This window comes from Sorangium sp. So ce281, from assembly GCF_051527395.1.
Lineage (GTDB): Bacteria > Myxococcota_A > Polyangia > Polyangiales > Polyangiaceae > Sorangium > Sorangium cellulosum_B.
Genome location: NZ_CP150322.1, coordinates 5,780,522 through 5,797,564, shown reverse-complemented (window position 1 = coordinate 5,797,564; position 17,043 = coordinate 5,780,522). Strand labels below are relative to the sequence as shown.

12 protein-coding genes and 2 pseudogenes are annotated in these 17,043 nt (G+C 71.8%); 6 read left to right on the top strand and 8 right to left on the bottom strand.

Features of this window, described 5'->3' with window-relative positions:
• Positions 1–9 precede the first annotated feature (9 nt).
• Complete coding sequence (locus WMF27_RS21955; protein ID WP_437766936.1) at positions 10–2,751, bottom strand: ATP-binding protein; 2,742 nt, start codon at positions 2,749–2,751, stop codon at positions 10–12.
• A gap of 17 nt (positions 2,752–2,768) precedes the next feature.
• Here WMF27_RS21955 and WMF27_RS21950 point away from each other — a divergent pair.
• A pseudogene (locus WMF27_RS21950) lies at positions 2,769–4,004 on the top strand (serine/threonine-protein kinase); the annotation flags it as partial.
• Here the strand turns inward: WMF27_RS21950 and WMF27_RS21945 are convergent.
• Positions 3,890–4,714: a hypothetical protein gene (locus WMF27_RS21945; RefSeq protein ID WP_437944494.1), complete on the bottom strand. Its 825-nt coding sequence runs from the start codon at positions 4,712–4,714 to the stop codon at positions 3,890–3,892. The pseudogene WMF27_RS21950 and the gene WMF27_RS21945 sit on opposite strands and share 115 nt — an antisense overlap.
• A 107-nt stretch (positions 4,715–4,821) precedes the next feature.
• Between WMF27_RS21945 and WMF27_RS21940 the strand changes: the two genes are divergently transcribed.
• Together WMF27_RS21940 and WMF27_RS21935 are read left to right on the top strand one after the other, a co-directional pair.
• A complete protein-coding gene (locus WMF27_RS21940; RefSeq protein WP_437766938.1) occupies positions 4,822–5,517 on the top strand; it encodes a hypothetical protein in 696 nt (231 codons plus the stop codon).
• A gap of 64 nt (positions 5,518–5,581) precedes the next feature.
• A complete protein-coding gene (locus WMF27_RS21935) occupies positions 5,582–5,905 on the top strand; it encodes a hypothetical protein (protein WP_437766939.1) in 324 nt (107 codons plus the stop codon).
• Positions 5,906–5,921: 16 nt separating this feature from the next.
• Here the strand turns inward: WMF27_RS21935 and WMF27_RS21930 are convergent, their stop codons facing one another.
• Together WMF27_RS21930 and WMF27_RS21925 are read right to left on the bottom strand one after the other, a co-directional pair.
• The gene (locus tag WMF27_RS21930) at positions 5,922–6,230 is read right to left on the bottom strand and encodes a rhodanese-like domain-containing protein (protein WP_437766940.1); all 309 of its coding nucleotides are present in this window, start codon (positions 6,228–6,230) and stop codon (positions 5,922–5,924) included.
• Between the two features lie 98 nt (positions 6,231–6,328).
• Positions 6,329–8,905 carry a hybrid sensor histidine kinase/response regulator gene (locus tag WMF27_RS21925; protein ID WP_437766941.1) on the bottom strand — a complete coding sequence of 859 codons (2,577 nt, stop codon included), beginning with the start codon at positions 8,903–8,905 and terminating at the stop codon, positions 6,329–6,331.
• A 321-nt stretch (positions 8,906–9,226) separates the two neighbouring features.
• On the opposite strand from WMF27_RS21925, the gene WMF27_RS21920 reads away from it, so the two are divergent.
• The 3 genes from WMF27_RS21920 to WMF27_RS21910 all read left to right on the top strand — a co-directional run bounded on the left by WMF27_RS21920 (position 9,227) and on the right by WMF27_RS21910 (position 15,046).
• Positions 9,227–11,806, top strand: coding sequence for a DEAD/DEAH box helicase (locus WMF27_RS21920; RefSeq protein WP_437766942.1), 2,580 nt, complete (start codon positions 9,227–9,229; stop codon positions 11,804–11,806).
• Between the two features lie 277 nt (positions 11,807–12,083).
• The gene (locus WMF27_RS21915; RefSeq protein WP_437766943.1) at positions 12,084–14,399 is read left to right on the top strand and encodes an alpha/beta fold hydrolase; all 2,316 of its coding nucleotides are present in this window, start codon (positions 12,084–12,086) and stop codon (positions 14,397–14,399) included.
• Positions 14,400–14,497: 98 nt separating this feature from the next.
• Positions 14,498–15,046 carry a DUF892 family protein gene (locus WMF27_RS21910; RefSeq protein WP_437766944.1) on the top strand — a complete coding sequence of 183 codons (549 nt, stop codon included), beginning with the start codon at positions 14,498–14,500 and terminating at the stop codon, positions 15,044–15,046.
• 418 nt (positions 15,047–15,464) lie between these two features.
• On the opposite strand, the pseudogene WMF27_RS21905 reads toward WMF27_RS21910, so the two are convergent.
• The 4 genes and pseudogenes from WMF27_RS21905 to WMF27_RS21890 all read right to left on the bottom strand — a co-directional run.
• Positions 15,465–16,112 (bottom strand): annotated as a pseudogene (locus tag WMF27_RS21905) (DNA alkylation repair protein); the annotation flags it as partial.
• Between the two features lie 9 nt (positions 16,113–16,121).
• On the bottom strand, positions 16,122–16,319 hold the full coding sequence (locus WMF27_RS21900) for a chemotaxis protein CheB (protein WP_437944539.1): 198 nt from the start codon (positions 16,317–16,319) through the stop codon (positions 16,122–16,124).
• 92 nt (positions 16,320–16,411) lie between these two features.
• Positions 16,412–16,783, bottom strand: a complete 372-nt coding sequence (locus WMF27_RS21895; RefSeq protein WP_437766945.1) for a response regulator transcription factor — start codon at positions 16,781–16,783, stop codon at positions 16,412–16,414.
• 66 nt (positions 16,784–16,849) lie between these two features.
• Entirely contained in the window at positions 16,850–17,023 is a 174-nt protein-coding gene (locus WMF27_RS21890) for an ATP-binding protein (protein ID WP_437944493.1), read from the bottom strand.
• Between the last annotated feature and the right edge of the window lie 20 nt (positions 17,024–17,043).

Here is a 17,043-nt window from a genome sequence, read left to right as displayed (position 1 = left end):
GCCGCGGGCTCACGCGGGGCCGGCGAGCGTCGCGGCCCAGGCGAGCGCGACGAACGCGACCTCGACGTCGTTCTTCCTGGGGACGAGGCGCTTCGTCTCGATGCCCTCGCCGGCGCGGAGGGGGAGCTGCTCCAGCGCCGCGAGCTCGGCGGCCTGCGCGGCGTGGAGGTCGCGGAGCGCGGCGTCCGCCTCGGTCCACTCCTGCCGCGCGCGCTCGAGCTTCGCGGCGGCCTTGTCGCGCTGGGTCCCGGCGCGCCGGGCGGTGTCCCGGCCGGCGACGAGCCCGAGGAGCGCGGCGCCCACCGCGCCGGGGAGCGCGGCCACCTCGGCCTCGGCCTGGCCGTACCGCGCCTTCGCGGCGGCGATGCGCTCGCCGAGGCGCGCGATCCTGGGCGCGAACCGGCCGACGACCTGCTGCTGCTCGGCGGCGGCGAGCCGGGCCGCGGCGGCGCGGCAGCGGGCGGCGAACGCCTCGAGGGGCTCGCCGTCGTCCTGCGCGAGCCCGAGCTCCTTGTGGACGGCCACGGCGGCGTCGGTCGTGCGGTAGGCGTGCTCCCGGAGCGCGCGCGCCGCGGCCTGCGCGGTGGCGCGCTTCGCGAGCGGGGCGGGCAGCTCGGCGAAGCGGGCGCCCGCGGCGGGCGATGTGGCGAGCAGCGAGGCGTCGAGCCGGGCGACGCGCGAGAGATCCGGCTTGCCGTCGGGCAGGAGCGGGGCGGCGAGGAGCTGGCTCCGGTTGAGGGCGACGCCGAGCTTCGCGTCGCGCAGGTGGGCGATCACGGAGGCAGCAACCCAGGGGATGTAACGGAAGCCCTCCGGCGCGGCGGCGGGGGCGTGCGCGTAGAGGCTCCGCCATCCATCGGGCGCCGGCGGGGGCGCCGTCGCTGCCCGGGGCGGCGGTGCGGGCGCGGGCGCGCCGGCGTCCGCACGAGCCGCCGCGCTGCGCCGCGCGGGCGGCGGGGCGGCGGGCGTGTGGCGCGGGTCGAGCACGACCGTCCCGCCCGGGCCCACGGGCGCGCGCGGGGCGGGGCTCGCCGGACCGGGCGAAGCGCACCTCGGATCAGGAGATGCAGGCCTGGGATCGAGAGAATCGACTCTGAGATCTGGATGTTTAGACCTTGAATCTAGAGAATAAGCTCTCGGATATGGATGTTTTGACCTTGAATCTAGAGAATCAACTCTTGGATTTGGATGTACAGACCTTGAATCGAGAGAATCGGCTCTGGGATCTGGATGTACAGACCCGGAATCGAGAGAATCGGCTCTGGGATCTGGATGTGCAGACCTGGAATCGAGAGAAGCGCGTGTCGGATCGGGCGCGGGCGGGGGAGGGGAGATGCTCCGGACGAGGCGGCCGACCTCGCGCCGGGTGACCGGGCCACGCAGCCACGACAGGCTGAAGCGCGTCTCGGCGAGGAACGACGGCGGCTGCATGTGGACGTCGCGCACGAAGAACGTGCGCGGGGGGAGCGCCTTCAGCGTGGCCGAGAGGGCCGCGGCCTCGACCCCGCCGGCGCCGCCGTCCGCGCCCGAGAGCCCCTCGACGACGCGCTCGCGGTCGGCGTCGGTCTGGAGCCGGCCCACGAACCACGCGCCGGCGTTCGAGAGCGCCTTGTAGTCGAGGTCCATCGGGTTCTGCGTGGCGAGGACGACGCCGACCCCGAAGGCGCGCGCCTGCTTCAGGAGCGCGAGCAGCGGCCGCTTCGTGGGCGGGTTCGCCGGGTGCGGGGGCAGGAAGCCGAAGACCTCGTCGAAGACCACCAGGGCGCGCAGGTCGCTCGTGCCCGGGAGGCCGCGCACCCACGAGAGCAGCTGATCGAACAGCAGCCCGAGGACGAGGAGCCGCTCGTCGTCGTCGAGGTGCGCGACGCTGACGATCACCGCCGGGGTCTTGCCGCCGCCGCTGCCCTCCTGCGGCGCGAGCCACGCCGCGACGTCGAGCGGCGCGCCCTTGCGCCAGGTGGCGAACGTGGGCGAGGCGAGCAGGGTGTTGAGCTCGCGGGCGAGCGCCTGGCGCTCCTTGGGGGCGAAGAACTCGTCGACGCCGAGGGCGCCCACGGCGGCGATCGGCGGATCGGCCAGGTCCGCGAGCAGCTCCTCGAGCCCAGCGGCCCGCCGCGCGCGCAGCCGCCGCTCGGCGAGGTGCGCGAGCAGCACGTGCTCGCGGCTCCGGGCCGGGTCCGGGTCGCGGCCGACGAGCCGGAGCAGGAGCGACAGCGAGGCCGAGAGCGCCTCGCGGGCGGCCTCCTCGTCCTCGTCCCAGAGCGAGGAGGGGGCCTCGAGCGACGACAGCACGTGGACCGGCTCGCCCGCCGTGGTGCCCGGCGTCAGCAGGCGCGGGGCCATGCGGGCGCGGAGCGCGGCGACGTCGCCCGGCCCGAGCCCCGACGAGGCGAGGCCGTCGCGCCAGCGCGCCGCGAGCCCCTCGGCGACGTCGGCCGTGGAGCGGCCGTCGCGCGCGGCCGCCGAGGGGTCGATCCACGGCTCGAACTCGGCCGCCGAGAGCTCCGGGAACGTGAAGAGCAGGTTGGGCAGGTCGCCCTTCACGTCGACCATGAGCACCGGCACGCCCGAGCGCAGCGCCTCCTCGACGAGGACCATGACGAGCCCTGTCTTGCCGCTGCCGGTCATGCCGACGACCACGCCGTGGGTCACGAGGTGGTGCGCCGGGAGCTCGAACGGGCGCGCGCCGGCGGCGCCGGGATCGCCCGAGAGCGGGCGGGAGCGGCCCAGGGTGAAGGGGCGGGTCGGCATGAGGGCGGGCTCGTGCCATGGCGAGAGGGCTGTCGCAATGCTGGAGGGGGGGACGCACGGCGAGCCTTGGCGAGCGTGCAGGGCGGGGAGCCTCCGGATCGACACGATCGATCCGGTGTTCCCATCGACCTGTCGATGGGGCGCGGCCATTCGAGGAAGACGCGGTTCGTCGCGCAGTTCCGACGGATCTGGGCGGTTTGCGCGCTCCGCTTCCAATGCCCGAGGATCTCGCGAGCGCGAGAGCGCGTGAGGACGTCTGCGCGTCCGCGAGCCGCGCGTGCCCGGCGGCGCCCATCATGGGAGTGATGGAAGGTGCGCGGCACGCCCACGCAGCCGCCCCGCCCACGCGGCCGCGGCGACCGCGTTCCGCTGCCCCCGCATTCGGTCGCCTCGGTCGCCCCCACCCCCGACGCCCCGCATCTTCGCGTCAAAAAAAGCGGGAGCGCGGCTATAGTGTGCGCATGGAGGTCGGGCCATCGGAACCGGATGCCCCCGCGTCGACGGCGGGCATCCCAGCGATAGGCGAGGTCTTCGCGCAGAAATACCGCCTCGAGCGCAGCCTCGGCCGGGGCGCCATGGGCGTCATCTTCGCCGCCGAGCATGTCTCGCTGCGCCAGCGCGTGGCCGTCAAGTTCCTCCTCCCCCGCGCGATGACGCTGCCCGGCGCGAGCGCCCGGTTCCTGCGCGAGGCGCGCGCCGCGGCGGCGATCCGCAGCGAGCACGTCGCCCGCGTCATCGACGTCGGCACGGCCGATCTCGGCGTCCCCTACCTCGTCATGGAGTACCTGCGCGGCCGCGATCTCCAGCGGGAGATCGAGGCGCGCGGCCCCTTGCCCGTGTCCGAGGCGGTCGATTACGTGATCCAGGGCTGCGAGGCCATCGCGGAGGCGCACGCGCGCGGCATCGTCCACCGGGACCTCAAGCCGGGGAACCTCTTCCTCACGACCGGCGCGACCGGCGCGCCCATCGTCAAGGTGCTCGATTTCGGCCTCTCCAAGTCGGCCGCCGCCGAGGACGACGGCAAGCTCACGGCGTCGGAGGTGATGCTCGGCTCCCCCTGCTACATGTCGCCCGAGCAGGTGCGGTGCTCGAAAGACGTCGACGCGCGCACCGACATCTGGTCGCTCGGCGTCATCCTCTACCAGCTCCTGACGGCGCGGTTTCCCTTCGAGGTGTCGAGGATCTCGGCGCTCTTCGTCGCCATCGCCATGCACGCGCCCACGCCGCCGCGGGTGCACCGGATGGATCTGCCGGCCCGGATCGAGGACATCATCCTGCGCTGCCTCGAGAAAGAGCCCGAGCTGCGCGTCCAGACCGTGGCGGAGCTGGCGCGAGAGCTCGCGCCCTTCGGCTCGGAGCACTCCGCCCGCGCCCTGGCGCAGATCGAGGCGATCGCCCGGGGCAAGGCCTTTCCGTCGTCTCGGCCCCTCGGGCCCTCGGGCGACGGCGTCGCGAGCACGCTCCCCGCCGCGGCCAACGACGGCCCGGGCGCGTCGTCGACCCTGCCGGACGCCGACAAGCGGGCGGGAGCCGGGGCAGGTCCCTGCTCGACGGCGCTCTCGCCCGGCGGCGACCACGTGACCACCCTGCCCAGCCAGGGCGCCGCGGCGGCGACCTCGTCCAGCGAGCGTCGCACGCTCCCCCACGTGGCCGTCGCGGAGCGGCCCACGCTGGCGCTGGCGCGGAGCAGCGGCCCCACGACCCCGGCGCAGGACAGCAGGCCCACGCTGAAGATGGTGCGGAACGACCGGTCCTCGCACGGGGGGAGCTCCGAGGACGGCCCCACGCTGACGATGTCCCGGAGCGACGGCCTCGCGCTGAAGATGGCGCAAGGCGGCGGTTCCGTGCTGGCGACAGCGCAGGGCAGCGGCGCCGCGCTGAAGATGGCGCAGGACGTTGGCCCCGCGCCGGCGACAGCGCAGGACAGCGGCGCCGCGCTGAAGACGGCGCAGGACAGCGGCATCGCGCTGAAGTCGGCTCCCGAAGACGGCCCCACGCTGACGATGGCGCGCGAGGACGCTCCGACGCCGACGCCGACGATGGCGCGCGAGGAAGGCCCCACGCCTGACGATGGCGCGCGAGGAAGGCCCCACGCTGACGATGGCGCGCGAGGAAGGCCCCACGCTGACGATGGCGCGCGACGACTCCCCCACGCTGACGATGGCGCGCAAGCGGGGGGCGCCGCCGCGGCGGCTCGGCGCGGGCAAGCAGGCGGTGCCGCTGGCCCAGCCGGACGGGAAGGAGATCGCCTGGAGCCCGCGCGAAGGGACCGAACGCCGCCGCGATCGGTGGCGCTCCGGCGCGTTCCGCTGGCACCGCAGCGCGGGCACGTGGATCGCGGCCGCCGCAACTCTCCTCGCCGCGGTAGCGCTCGGCGCGGCGCGCTGGACAGCGAGATCGAGCGCGCCGGTGGCCGCCAGGTCGCCGGCGGGCCAGGACGCGCCGATGGCCGTCGCGAGCACGGCCGGCCCTGCGCCGTTCGGCACGCCCGCGCCCTCCGGCGTCGCGCCGGCCCCGGAAGCGCCCTCGCAATCCGCGGATCCGGCCGGGGCCGACTCGCCCTCCGCGGTCGACGCCGCCGCCACGACGCCCGACCCCGCAGCGGTCCCCGAGCGCCGCCGGCAGGGGGGCCGGCCTCCCAAGGTGCGGCGGCCCGGCACCCTCGCGCCCTCGCGCTCGGGCGCCGTCTCGCCAGAGCGCGACGTGAACGGCGGAGGCGCCGACGACGTGTACGAGGGCCTGGAGTCGATCCGCGACAGGCGGTAGACCCGGCCTCGCGCTCCCCGCGCGGGCGGCGTCCCCGCGCCGGCGGGCCGCAGGGACAGGCATCATGGCGAAGAAGAAGCTCTCGGCCCGCGCCGCCCGGCGCGAAAGCGATCGCTCATCGGCGAAGCTCACCCGCGACATCGAGCGGCTCGCGCTGCTCGAGCCGGGCCACACCCCCGGGCGCGCCATCGCCCTCGACGCCGCCTCGCAGGTCGAGGTGGCCGCCCGGTCGATCCCGTGCCCGCGCTGCCGCGGCGCCTTCCGCGTGGAAGACCACACGGCCGAGACGCTCGACGGCGTCCGCCTCCGCGTCGCGAAGGTCGCCTGCAGCGCGTGCGGCGCAGGCCGATCGCTCTACTTCCGGCTCGGCGCCGCCTCGCTCAACTGAGCTCGTCGATGGGGGATCAGTACCGCGGGACGCTCTCGTCGATGTGGATCGACCACGCGTCGATGCCGCCCTGGAGCGAGGCGACGCGCTCGTGGCCGAGCTTCTCGAGGAGGGCGGCGGCCGAGAGGCTCCGGACGCCATGGTGGCAGTAGGCGACGACCAGCGCGCCCTCGCCGGGGGCGATCTCGTCGGCCCGCTCGACGAGCTCGTTCAGCGGGATCAGCGCGCTGCCCGGCAGCGCGGCGATCTCGTGCTCGCCGGGCGTGCGCACGTCGAGGAGGTACACGGGCTCGCCCGCCTTCAGCTTCAGAAAGAGGTCTTTCACGGAAATCTGTTGGACCATGACCGTGCTCGCCATCCCGCCGTGGAGGCGGCGTAAAGGCTTCTACCTAATCCAAGGAGCTCCCCCGGAGCAACCGCCGCTCATTGGCCCGTCCGATCGGTCGGATCCGTCGGGTCCGTCTGGCTGGTTTGGTTCGTCTGGCTGGTCTGGTTCGTCTGGTTCGCCCGATCCTTGGCCAGCGCCGCGATCACCCCGACGAGCTCTGCCGGATCCAGGGGCTTGGCGACGTGCGCCTGGTACCCGGCGCCGAGCGCCCGCGCCTTGTCCTCGACACGAGCCAGCGCGCTGAGCGCGACGGCCGGCGTCGCCCCGCCGCGCGCCTCGCCGAGGCCCCGCACCCTGCGGATGAGCTGGAAGCCGTCCTCGCCCGGCATCCCGAGGTCGCTGACGAGGACGTCGGGCCGATCCTGCGAAAGGATGGCCAGCGCCTCGGCGGCGGATCCCGCGGTCGTGACCGTCGCCTTGCACTCCTCCAGCACGCGCTGGGCGACCTCGCGCGCGTCGGGCTGGTCGTCGACCACCAGCACCCGCATGCCGGCGAGCGACGCGCCCGGGTAGTCGGCCAGCGCCTCGACGCGCGCCTCGCTGGGGCGCTCCGCCGCGCCGGGCGCCTCCTGCGAGACGCCGGCGAGCGGCAGCGTCACGGTGAAGGTCGCGCCCAGATGCTCGCCCTGGCTCGCGACCTCCACGGCGCCGCCGTGCAGCTCGACCAGGTGCTTGACGATCGACAGCCCGATGCCGAGCCCGCCGTGCTTCCTCGTCGAGGACGCGTCCGCCTGCCGGAAGCGCTCGAACAGGTGGGGGAGGAACTGCGGGGCGATGCCCATCCCGGTGTCGGTCACCGACAGCGCGGCGTGCGCGCCCGCGCGCCGCAGCGCGACGTCGATCCGCCCGCCCGGGGGCGTGAACTTCACGGCGTTCGACAGGAGGTTCCAGACGACCTGGTGGATCCGCGCGGGGTCCCCCCTCAGCGAGCTCGCTGAGGGGTCGATGCTCGAGGCGACCGCGATCCCCTTCGTCTCGGCCGCGAGCTGGATCGCCTCGAGCGCGCTCCGGATGACCGACGCCAGGTCGACCGGCTGCACGTCGAGCCGCAGCTTCCCCGAGACGATCCGGCTCATGTCGAGCAGCTCGGACACCATGTCGGCCTGGAGCCGCGCGTTGCGCTCGATGACCTCGAGCCCCCGCGCGAGCGTCGGCGGCTCGGGCACCCGGCCACGCAGGATGCGCGCCCAGCCCAGGATGGCGTTGATGGGCGAGCGCAGCTCGTGCGAGAGCGTCGCGACGAAGTCGTCCTTGACCCGGCTCACCCGCTCCGCCTCGTCGCGCGCGGCGCGCTCGCTGTCGAGGAGCTTCTGGCGCTCTTCCTCGGCCAGCCGCTCCGCGGTGACGTCCTCGGTGATCCCCATGAACGAGTCCACGGCGCCGCCCGGCCCGAGCTCGGGGATGACCCGGGCGCGGAATCTCCGCTCGCCGATGCCGAACTCCAGCCGCAGCGGCTTGGAGGTCGCGAGCACCTCGCGGCACACGGCCTCGCTCCTCTCGACCACGTCGGGCGGGAGCCCGTTCTCGCGGGGCGTCTTGCCGAGGTAGTGCTCCGGCGGGAACCCCATCACCGTCGCCGAGGTGGGCGACATGAAGGTGCAGCGCAGGTCGCGATCCAGGCGGTAGATCACGTCGGGCGAGTTCGCCATCAGCGACGCGAGCTCCCGCTCGCGAGCGCGGAGCTCGTCCTCCAGGCGCTCGCGCTCGGTGAGGACCCGCTGCGCCTCGTCGAGCGCCGCGAGGAGGCGGCCCTGGCTCTCGCGCAGCGCCTCCTCCGTGCGCTTGAGCCGGCTGATGTCCAGACAGATGCCGACCCAGGCGGTGATCTTGCCTCGCTCGTCGCGGACCGGGACGCCCCGGTTGAGGACGGGGTGGACGACGCCGCCGGGGCCGAGGTACCGGAGCTCCTCCTCGAACGGCTCACCCGTCTGAACGCACCGCTGGAAGATTGCCACCTTGTGCCGATCCTCGGGGTGGAGCGTCTCGACCCACCCGTGCTCCGAGCACTGCTCTTGCATCATCCCGGCCATCCTGAGGAACGCGTTGCTGGCATAGACGTTCCGCCCGTCGGCGTCGCTGACCCAGATGCCATAATCGATGGATTCCCCGATGGCGTGGAAGAACTGTTCGCACCTCCGGACCGCCGCCTCCGCCAGCGCCTGCTCCGCGGCCAGCGCCCGCTCCTCCGCGTTCCTCGGCTCGGTGATGTCCTCGACGAGCATCACCGCGCGATACGGCCTTTGCCGGAGGTCACGGACGAAGACGCCTGTCACGTGGAGCCAGCGGACGCCGCCGTCCTTGCAGCGGCAGCGCATCTCGAACGTGAGGTCCTCCTCGTCCGCTTCGAGGAGCGAGCGCCACGCCGCGAGCGAGCCTGTGCGGTCTTCCGGCAGGGCGAGCTCCGACAGCTTCTTCTGGCGCAGCTCGTCCTCCGAGTAGCCCAGCAGCAGGCAGAGCGAGCTGCTGACGCGCACGATCCGCCCGCTCGACGCGTCGATCTGCGCGGTCCCCCTGCTGGGCGATCGCGTCGCCCAGGCTGGCTGTCCGGCCGTCTCCCCCATCCCCGCCCGCCCCGATCCTCCATGCACCCGCCCGATCGGCCGTGTGTGCATGGCGCTCCCTCCCGCTGTTCGTCCGGCCACGCTATCACGATCGCGCGACGCTGCGGGCGGCATGGCGACCCGATCGCCTCCGTCCTCTGCGCGTCCGGATCGCCTGGACGGAGCCTGCTGCGTCCGCTTCGCCTCTTCGGTCTGCTGTGTCGGTCGCGCCGGCGCGTCAGCGGTGTCGGTCCCGCTCGCTGCGTCGGTTCCGCCCCCATCGCGCGTCGCAGGCGATCCGACCTGGACATGGAGGAGTTTGCTTGCATTCTCGCTGAAACCAGGCTTCTGCATGGTGGGCGCGCGCCCATGGGCGCGCGCCCGACAGCCGCCATGGATCAAGCCGCCGCACCGCTCCTCGCTCGCCTCCCGCCGTCGCCGCACGACTTCACGGCCGACGATCTCCTGAACGGCTTCCTCGACTACGTCGCCGAGCGGGGGCTCGAGCTCTACCCGGCGCAGGAGGAGGCCATCCTCGAGATCTTCGGCGGCAAGAACGTGATCCTCAACACGCCGACCGGCTCGGGCAAGTCGCTCGTCGCGGCCGCGATGCACTTCAAGGCGCTCGCCGAGGGGATGAAGTCGTACTACACGTGCCCGATCAAGGCGCTCGTCAGCGAGAAGTTCTTCTCGCTCTGCAACGACTTCGGCCCCGAGAACGTGGGCATGTTGACGGGCGACGCGGCCGTGAACCGCGACGCGCCCATCATCTGCTGCACCGCGGAGATCCTCGCGAACATCGCGCTCCGCGAGGGCGAGAAGGCGCTCTGCGACTACGTGATCATGGACGAGTTCCACTACTACTCGGATCGCGATCGCGGCGCGGCCTGGCAGATCCCGCTGCTCACGCTGCCGCAGGCGAGGTTCTTGCTCATGAGCGCCACGCTCGGAGGCACCGAGTTCTTCCAGGAGGAGCTCACGCGCCTGACGGGCGAGCAGACGGCCGTTGTCAAGTCGACCGTGCGCCCGGTGCCGCTCGACTTCGAGTACCGCGAGACGCCGCTCCACGAGACTGTCGCGACGCTCGTGAAGAGCGGCAAGGCGCCGATCTACATCGTGAGCTTCACGCAGCGGGGCTGCGCCGAGGAGGCGCAGAACCTGATGAGCCAGGACTACTGCACCAAGGAGGAGAAGCGGGCGATCACCGCCGCCCTCGCGGGCGCGGGGCCGGGGTCCGCGTTCGGGGGTCCGTTCAAGTTCTCGAGCCCCTACGGCCGCGAGGTGCAGCGCTTCGTCAGGCACGGGATCGGGCTCCACCACGCGGGGCTCCTGCCGAAATACCGGCTGCTCGTCGAGAAGCTGGCCCAGCAGGGGCACCTCAAGATCATCTGCGGCACGGACACGCTCGGCGTCGGCGTCAACATCCCGATCCGCACGGTGCTGTTCACGAAGCTCTGCAAGTTCGACGGCGAGAAGACGGCCATCCTGAGCGTGCGTGACTTCCAGCAGATCAGCGGCCGGGCCGGCCGGAAGGGGTTCGACAACCAGGGGAGCGTCGTCGCCCAGGCGCCGGAGCACGTCATCGAGAACATGAAGCTCGAGGCGAAGGCGGGGAACGACCCGGCCAAGCGGCGGAAGATCGTCAGGAAGAAGCCGCCGGAGAAGGGCTATGTGCACTGGGACCGGCAGACGTTCGAGCGGCTGATCCAGTCGCCGCCCGAGCCGCTCGTGTCCCGGTTCCAGGTCACGCACGGCATGCTCGTCAACGTGCTCGGGCGCGAGGAGGGCGGCTGTCAGGCGCTGAAGCGGCTCATCCGCGGCACCCACGATCGGCCGGCGGTCCGGCGCCAGCACGGCAGGACGGCGATGCTCCTCTTCCGCTCGCTCGTGGAGGCGCGCATCATCGAGTTCGTCCCCAGGGAAGACGGGCCGGGCAAGCGCCTCCGCATCAACGCGGATCTCCAGGAAGACTTCTCGCTGAACCACGCCCTCTCGCTCTACGTCCTCGAGACGGTGGGCAAGCTGGATCCCGACAGCGGCACCTATCCGCTCGATCTCTTGACGCTCGTGGAGTCGATCCTCGAGAACCCCGATCTCATCCTGCAGAAGCAGCTCGATCGGCTGAAGACCGAGAAGCTCGCGGAGCTGAAGGCGGCGGGCGTGGAGTACGAGCAGCGGATGGAGGAGCTCGAGAAGCTCGATTATCCGAGGCCGAACCGCGAGTTCATCTACGGGACCTTCAACGACTTCGCGCGGCGGCACCCCTGGGTGGGGCAGGAGAACATCCGTCCGAAGGGCGTCGCGCGCGAGATGTACGAGCAATACCTGTCGTTCAGCGAGTACATCCGGGAGTACAACCTGGAGCGGGCGGAGGGGCTGCTCCTCAGGTACGTCTCCGAGGTGTACAAGGCGCTCGTCCAGACGGTGCCCGAGTACGCGAAGGACAGCGACACCATCGACATGATCGCCTATTTCCGGGCGCTCATCCGCGGCGTGGACTCGAGCCTTCTCGACGAGTGGGAGCGGCTGCGCGACCCGTCGTTCCAGCCGCGCGCGGCGGCCCCGGGCGGCGCCGGGGAGCCGGCCGCGTTCGACGTCACGCGGAACGTCAAGGAGTTCACCGTGCTCGTGAGGAATGAGCTCTTCTTCTTCCTGCGCGCGCTGTCCCGCCGCGACTACGAGGTCGCCGCCGAGATGGTGGAGGGGGAGGAGGCGCCCTGGACGGCGGAGCGGCTGGACGAGGCGCTCCGAGGCTATTACGCGGAGCACGCGGCGATCCGCACCGATCCGGCGGCCCGGAGCCCGAGCAACACGATCGTCCACCCCGCCGAGGACGGCGGCTCCTGGGTGGTCCAGCAGATCATCGCCGATCCGGAGGACCACAACGACTGGATGCTCGACTGCAAGGTGGATATCGATCGCTCGCGCGAGGCGGGGCGGCCGGTCATCGTGCTCCGGCGCATCGCGAGCTGATCGGCCTCCATGGCGTGCGATGGAGATCGAGTGCTGAGAACGCGAGACGTAGAAGGAGAATTTTAACGCAAAGACGCAAAGACGCAAAAAAGAAGAGATGCATGGCAGGGTCCCGCTCTCTGCCGCTCCGATGATCCATTTGTGTCTTGAGACGTCTTCTTTTTTTTTGCGTCTTTGCGTCTTTGCGTCTTTGCGTTTTTTCTCTCCTCTCACCCTCTGGCCTCGCCGCGGCAGCCGACGTTTGACATCTCCCGCCGCGTCGAGCGAAATCGCGGCCATGCGAACTCCGCCGCGCCCCGCAATCTGGGGGTTGCTCCCCCTCCTCCTGGCCGCCGCCTGCGCCCCGCCCACCGGCTCGTCCCCGCCGAGGGCCGCCCCGCCGAGGGCCGCCCCGGCCGGGGCCGCCGCGGCGGTGAAGCAGGCCGCCTCGCCGGACAGGGCGCGCATCGCCGGGCCGGAGGCGAGCCGGATCACGTTCGCCCACCTCGGTAGGCAACCGCCGCTCGGAGCGCGGCTGCCCAGGGCGATCCAGTACGCGCCCGGCGGCAAGCTGATCACCTACCTCCAGCGGCAGGCGGACCGGCCGGAGCAGTCTCTCTTCGCCTTCGACACCGCATCGCGGGAGACTCGGCAGCTCGTCGCGTCGGGCGACCTGCTGAAGGACGCGAAGCCGCTGTCCCGCGAGGAGGAGCTCCGCCGCGAGCGACAGCGCATGTTCTCCAGGGGGATCACGGCCTATTCGTGGGCGAAGCGGGCAGAGGTCCTGCTCATCCCCTTCGGCGGCGACCTCTTCGTGCGCGACCCGAAAGGGGCGATCGCGCGGCTCACCGACACGCCCGAGCCGGAGATCGATCCGAAGGTGTGCGACGGCGGCGAGCGCGTGGTGTTCGTCCGCGGGCGCGAGCTCTTCATGATCGACGTCGCCTCGCGCCGCGAGACGGCGCTGACCCGGGGGGCGCCCGAGGGGGTCTCGCGCGGCCTGAGCGACTTCAACGGTCAGGAGGAGTTCGATGAGCCGAGCGGCTTCTGGATCTCCCCCGGCTGCGACCGGGTGGCTTACCTGGAGGTCGACGAGCGAGAGGTCGAGAAGGTGCCAGTCCTCGGCTTCCGCGACGGCAAGGAAGATCTCATGATGGCGCGTTACCCGCGCGTCGGCGGCAAGAACCCCCGCGTCAGGGCGGGCATCCTCGATCTCGCCACCAGGAAGACGACATGGCTCACGTGGAAGGGCGGCGATGGCGAAGACGAGCGCTACCTCGGCCGGTTCGCCTGGGCGGAAGACGGCAAGGCGCTCTGGTTCCAGACGCTCTCGCGCGACCAGAAGCGCCTCTCGCTCCTCCGCGCGAGGCCGCGCTCGGGCGAGGCCGCCGAGGTCGTCGTCGAGAGCTCGCCGACCTGGGTGGACTTCGCGGACATGCGGCTCCTCGAGCGCTCGCCGAGGTTCCTCTGGTCGACCGCCGAGGGCGGCCACCGCCACCTCGCGCTGCGGGACACCGGCTCGGGCGCCGAGCTCGCGAGGCTCACCGCGGGCGACTGGGACATCACCTCGCTCCTTCCGCCGGACGAGGAGCGCGGCCTCGCGCGCTTCGTGGCGACGAAGGATGGCCCGATCGAGCGCCACCTCTACACCGTGCCGCTCGCGGGTGGCGAGGTGAAGCGGCTCACGTCCGACCCGGGGATGCACCAGATCACCGTGGATCCGGGGGGGCCGGGGTACGTCGAGCTCCACGCGGCCCTGGATCGCCCGTGGAGAGGGGCGGTGAGGGGCGCGGACAACGCGGAGGTCGGCGCGCTGCCGGCGCCCGTGGACCGCGAGCTCGCGGAGCTCGAGCTGCGCGCCCCCGAGATCGTCGAGGTGCGCGCCGCGAGCGGCGACACGCTCTACGGCGCGCTGCTCGCGCCGCGGAGGATCGAGCCCGGCCGCCGCTATCCGGTCGTGGTGAGCGTGTACGGGGGGCCCGGCGTCCAGACGGTCTTCAACTCGTGGTCGCCGTGGCTCCTGTGGAATCACCTCGCGGACCGCGGGGTGGTGGTGTTTCAGCTCGACAACCGCGGCTCGGCGAACCGCGGGCGCGCGTTCGAGTCCGCCATTTACGGGCGCCTCGGCGAGGTCGAGCTCGCCGACCAGCTCGCGGGCCTCGATTTCCTGAAGACGCTGCCTTACGTCGACGCGGGCCGCGTCGGGATCTACGGCCACAGCTACGGCGGCAGGATGGCGCTGGAGGCGCTCCTCATGGCGCCGGACCGCTTCCACGTGGGCGTCGCGGGCTCACCGGTGAGCGATGATCGGCTGTACGATACGGGCTACACGGAGCGGTACATGGGTCTCCTCGCCAAGGAGGCCGCGCGGTACGAGGCGACCGATCTCACGAAGCGCGCGGGCAACCTGCGCGGCAAGCTGCTCCTCATGCATGGGCTCATGGATGAGAACGTGCACTTTGCGCACACGGCGAAGATGATCGAGGCGCTCATGGTCGCGGACAAGCGGTTCGACACCCTCGTGTTCCCGGGCGAGCGGCACGGTTACCGGTCGCCTGCCGCGAGCCATTACGCGAACCGCGCCATCGTCGAGTACCTGACAGAGCACCTCTGATCGCCGCGCGCCGCGCCCGGCCGGCCGGCCCTCTGCCCGCCTCGCAGGCGCGGCGCGCGGCGGCCTGCGAATCGCATGCGCCCCGGTCGGAGGCATCCATGAAGAAGCTTGCACAGACGAACCGGGACAAGGCCATCGACCTGCTCAGCGAGCGGCTGACCTTCGAGCGCGCAGGCGTCAAGCTCTACGACTCCATCGTGGAGAAGATCGGCCGCGCGGCCGATCCCCTCCTGATGGCCCGGCTCGGCCAGCTCAAGGAGCACCGGGACCAGGAGAAGGAGCACGAGGAGTGGCTCGAGGCGCAGATCCGCGCGCTGGGCGGGGACGCGCACGCCGAGACGGACATGTCGCGGCTCGTCACGATCGAGTCGCAGGGCATCGAGCAGATCGTGCTCGACGGGGACATGAACCCGACCCACCTCTTCCACGCGCTGCTCACCGCGGAGCTCGTCGACAACGCCGGCTGGCAGCTGCTGCTCGAGCTCGCCGACGAGGCGGACGACAGCGAGGCAAGGCAGGCGTTCCGGCGCCGTCTGCACGAGGAAGAAGATCACCTGATCTTCACGCGCAAGGTCGTCGAGCGGCTCACGCGCAAGGAGCTGCTCGGGCCGCCAGGCGAGCTGTTCACGACGGCGCACCCGGCGTGATCCAGCGCCGGACGGCGCGTGCCTTGGATCGGCGGCGGCACGTGGCGGGGGCGGGGGCGGCCTCGCGCTGCCGCGCGCCGTGGCTCCGCGTGTCACACATGCCGCCAGGGACCTGTCTCGCGAGTGAAGAGGATTTTTAACGCAAAGACGCAAAGGCGCAAAGACGCAAAAATACATAAGAATCTGTTCTTTTTTGCGCCTTTGCGCCTTTGCGACTTTGCGTTGAAATCTCTCCCCGATCCCCTGGCGGGTGGAACTAGCGGGTCCGCTTCGCGGCAGCAGCCTTGGCGGGCTTCGCAGCAGCCTTGGCGGGCTTCGCAACGGCCTTGGCGGGCTTCGCAGCGGCCTTGGCGGGCTTCGCAGCGGCCCTGGCAGGCTTCGCGGCTGGCGCGGCGGCCGGCTTCCTGGACCAGATCGCTTCGATGTAGGCGGTCGCGTCGGGCGTCTTGCAGTTCGTCTCGCCGTGATCGATCTCGACCTTGCCGATGCGCCGCGCCGCCGTGAGCGCTTTGCCGCGCAGGGGCTCGTTCCTCCCGCCGATGCTGATGAGCGCGCTGTTCATCCCCTCGCGGGCGCGGTTCCTGGCCCGGTGGATCGACGCCTCGATCACCGAGAGCCGCTCCTCGAACACGCTGTCGGGCAGCGAAGGGTCCTCGGTCGCGAGCAGGCCGAGGAGCGTCCAGCCCGCGCGGCCGAGCCACTCGTCGTTCGACGCGGTCCAGCGCGCCATCGCGTCCCGGGCGAACGGCGTCTTCAGCGCGACGCGCATCATGAGGAGGTCGATGAGCAGCGGAGAGCGCAGGCCGTCGAGCCACGCCTCGAGCTTGTCCCAGGTGAAGCGCTCCGGATCGGCGATCGCCACCGCCAGCGTCCTCGCGTCGGCGTTGCCCGTCGCCCAGAGCGCCTCGGCGAGCTCGTGGTCGCGCTTGATCCGCTTCTCCAGCGCGTTCATGTGGGCGAAGCTCACGCCGAAGAGCGGATCGGTCATGCCGTGGCGCCGGTACACCTTGCGGTTCTGCTCGGTGCCGAGCCGCTCCAGCTCGCCCATCACCTTGGCGAAATCCATGGGCCACACCTAGCCCTTCTGGCCATCGTGCGCCATGGCGCGAGCGCGCCGCCGCGCCCTCGGTCCGCTCCGCGCCGTCGGCGGAAGGTGGCGGACCACGAACAGAGACGCTGACAGATCGGCAGGCAGCCCCCCGAGGAGCACGATCAGCGCCTCCACGCCTCCTGCCGACGCCCCCGATCGTGAAGATGTCCGGTTCCGGCACAGTGCGCCTCGCTGAGGAGAGGCGGAGAAGCGAATCAGGCGAGAAGACGAGAAGACGAGAAGACGAGCGACGCGGCCCCGCGCGCAGGCGCCGCCTACGAAGAAGGCGGGCGGACCACCCGCGCCATGGTGGAGAGGAGCACGCCCATGCTCGCCGGCTTCTGGATCACGGCCGCCGCCGAGAGCTGCTCGCCCGCTGCCCGGAGATCCTCGGGCGTCCGCGCCGAGAAGAGCACGATGGGCGGCCGATCCGACACGCCCCGGAGCCGCTGGATCAGCTCCTCTGTCGTCGCGCCGGACACGGTCAGATCGAGCAACGCGGCGTCGTAGCGCCGCTCCGTCAACGCGCCGATCGCCTCGTCGGCGGTCTCGGCCGACTCGACAGCATAGTCGGCCATCTCCAGCAGCTCCCGGAGCATGTCGCTCGAATCCAGGTCGTCTTCCACCACCAAGATCGTCCCCTTCATGGGCCTCGTCCCTCCCCGCAGCGCCGCCCGGCCGGCCGCGTGCGAGCGCAGGAGAGCGGCGTCGATTCAGCGCATCAAGTCGTGTGCTCGTCGGTCCTCGATCCGGGGCAGCCTGACCGTGAAGGTCGCCCCCTTGCCTTCCGTGTTGCGCACAAAGATCTGGCTGCCGTGCGCCCTGACGATCTCCCTGCAAATGAAGAGCCCGAGGCCCATGCCCTCGCCGGAAGGGGGGAAGCTCAATCCGGCGGCTTCGGACTGCC

Coding starts and splice junctions, on each gene's coding strand:
- WMF27_RS21940 (WP_437766938.1), top strand. CDS start 4,822: ATGGCGCGCGAGGAAGGCCCCACGCTGACGATGGCGCGCGAGGAAGGC.
- WMF27_RS21955 (WP_437766936.1), bottom strand. CDS start 2,751: ATGCCGACCCGCCCCTTCACCCTGGGCCGCTCCCGCCCGCTCTCGGGC.
- WMF27_RS21925 (WP_437766941.1), bottom strand. CDS start 8,905: ATGCACACACGGCCGATCGGGCGGGTGCATGGAGGATCGGGGCGGGCG.
- WMF27_RS21920 (WP_437766942.1), top strand. CDS start 9,227: ATGGATCAAGCCGCCGCACCGCTCCTCGCTCGCCTCCCGCCGTCGCCG.
- WMF27_RS21915 (WP_437766943.1), top strand. CDS start 12,084: ATGCGAACTCCGCCGCGCCCCGCAATCTGGGGGTTGCTCCCCCTCCTC.
- WMF27_RS21945 (WP_437944494.1), bottom strand. CDS start 4,714: ATGCCGCTGTCCTGCGCCGTCTTCAGCGCGGCGCCGCTGTCCTGCGCT.
- WMF27_RS21910 (WP_437766944.1), top strand. CDS start 14,498: ATGAAGAAGCTTGCACAGACGAACCGGGACAAGGCCATCGACCTGCTC.
- WMF27_RS21895 (WP_437766945.1), bottom strand. CDS start 16,783: ATGAAGGGGACGATCTTGGTGGTGGAAGACGACCTGGATTCGAGCGAC.
- WMF27_RS21935 (WP_437766939.1), top strand. CDS start 5,582: ATGGCGAAGAAGAAGCTCTCGGCCCGCGCCGCCCGGCGCGAAAGCGAT.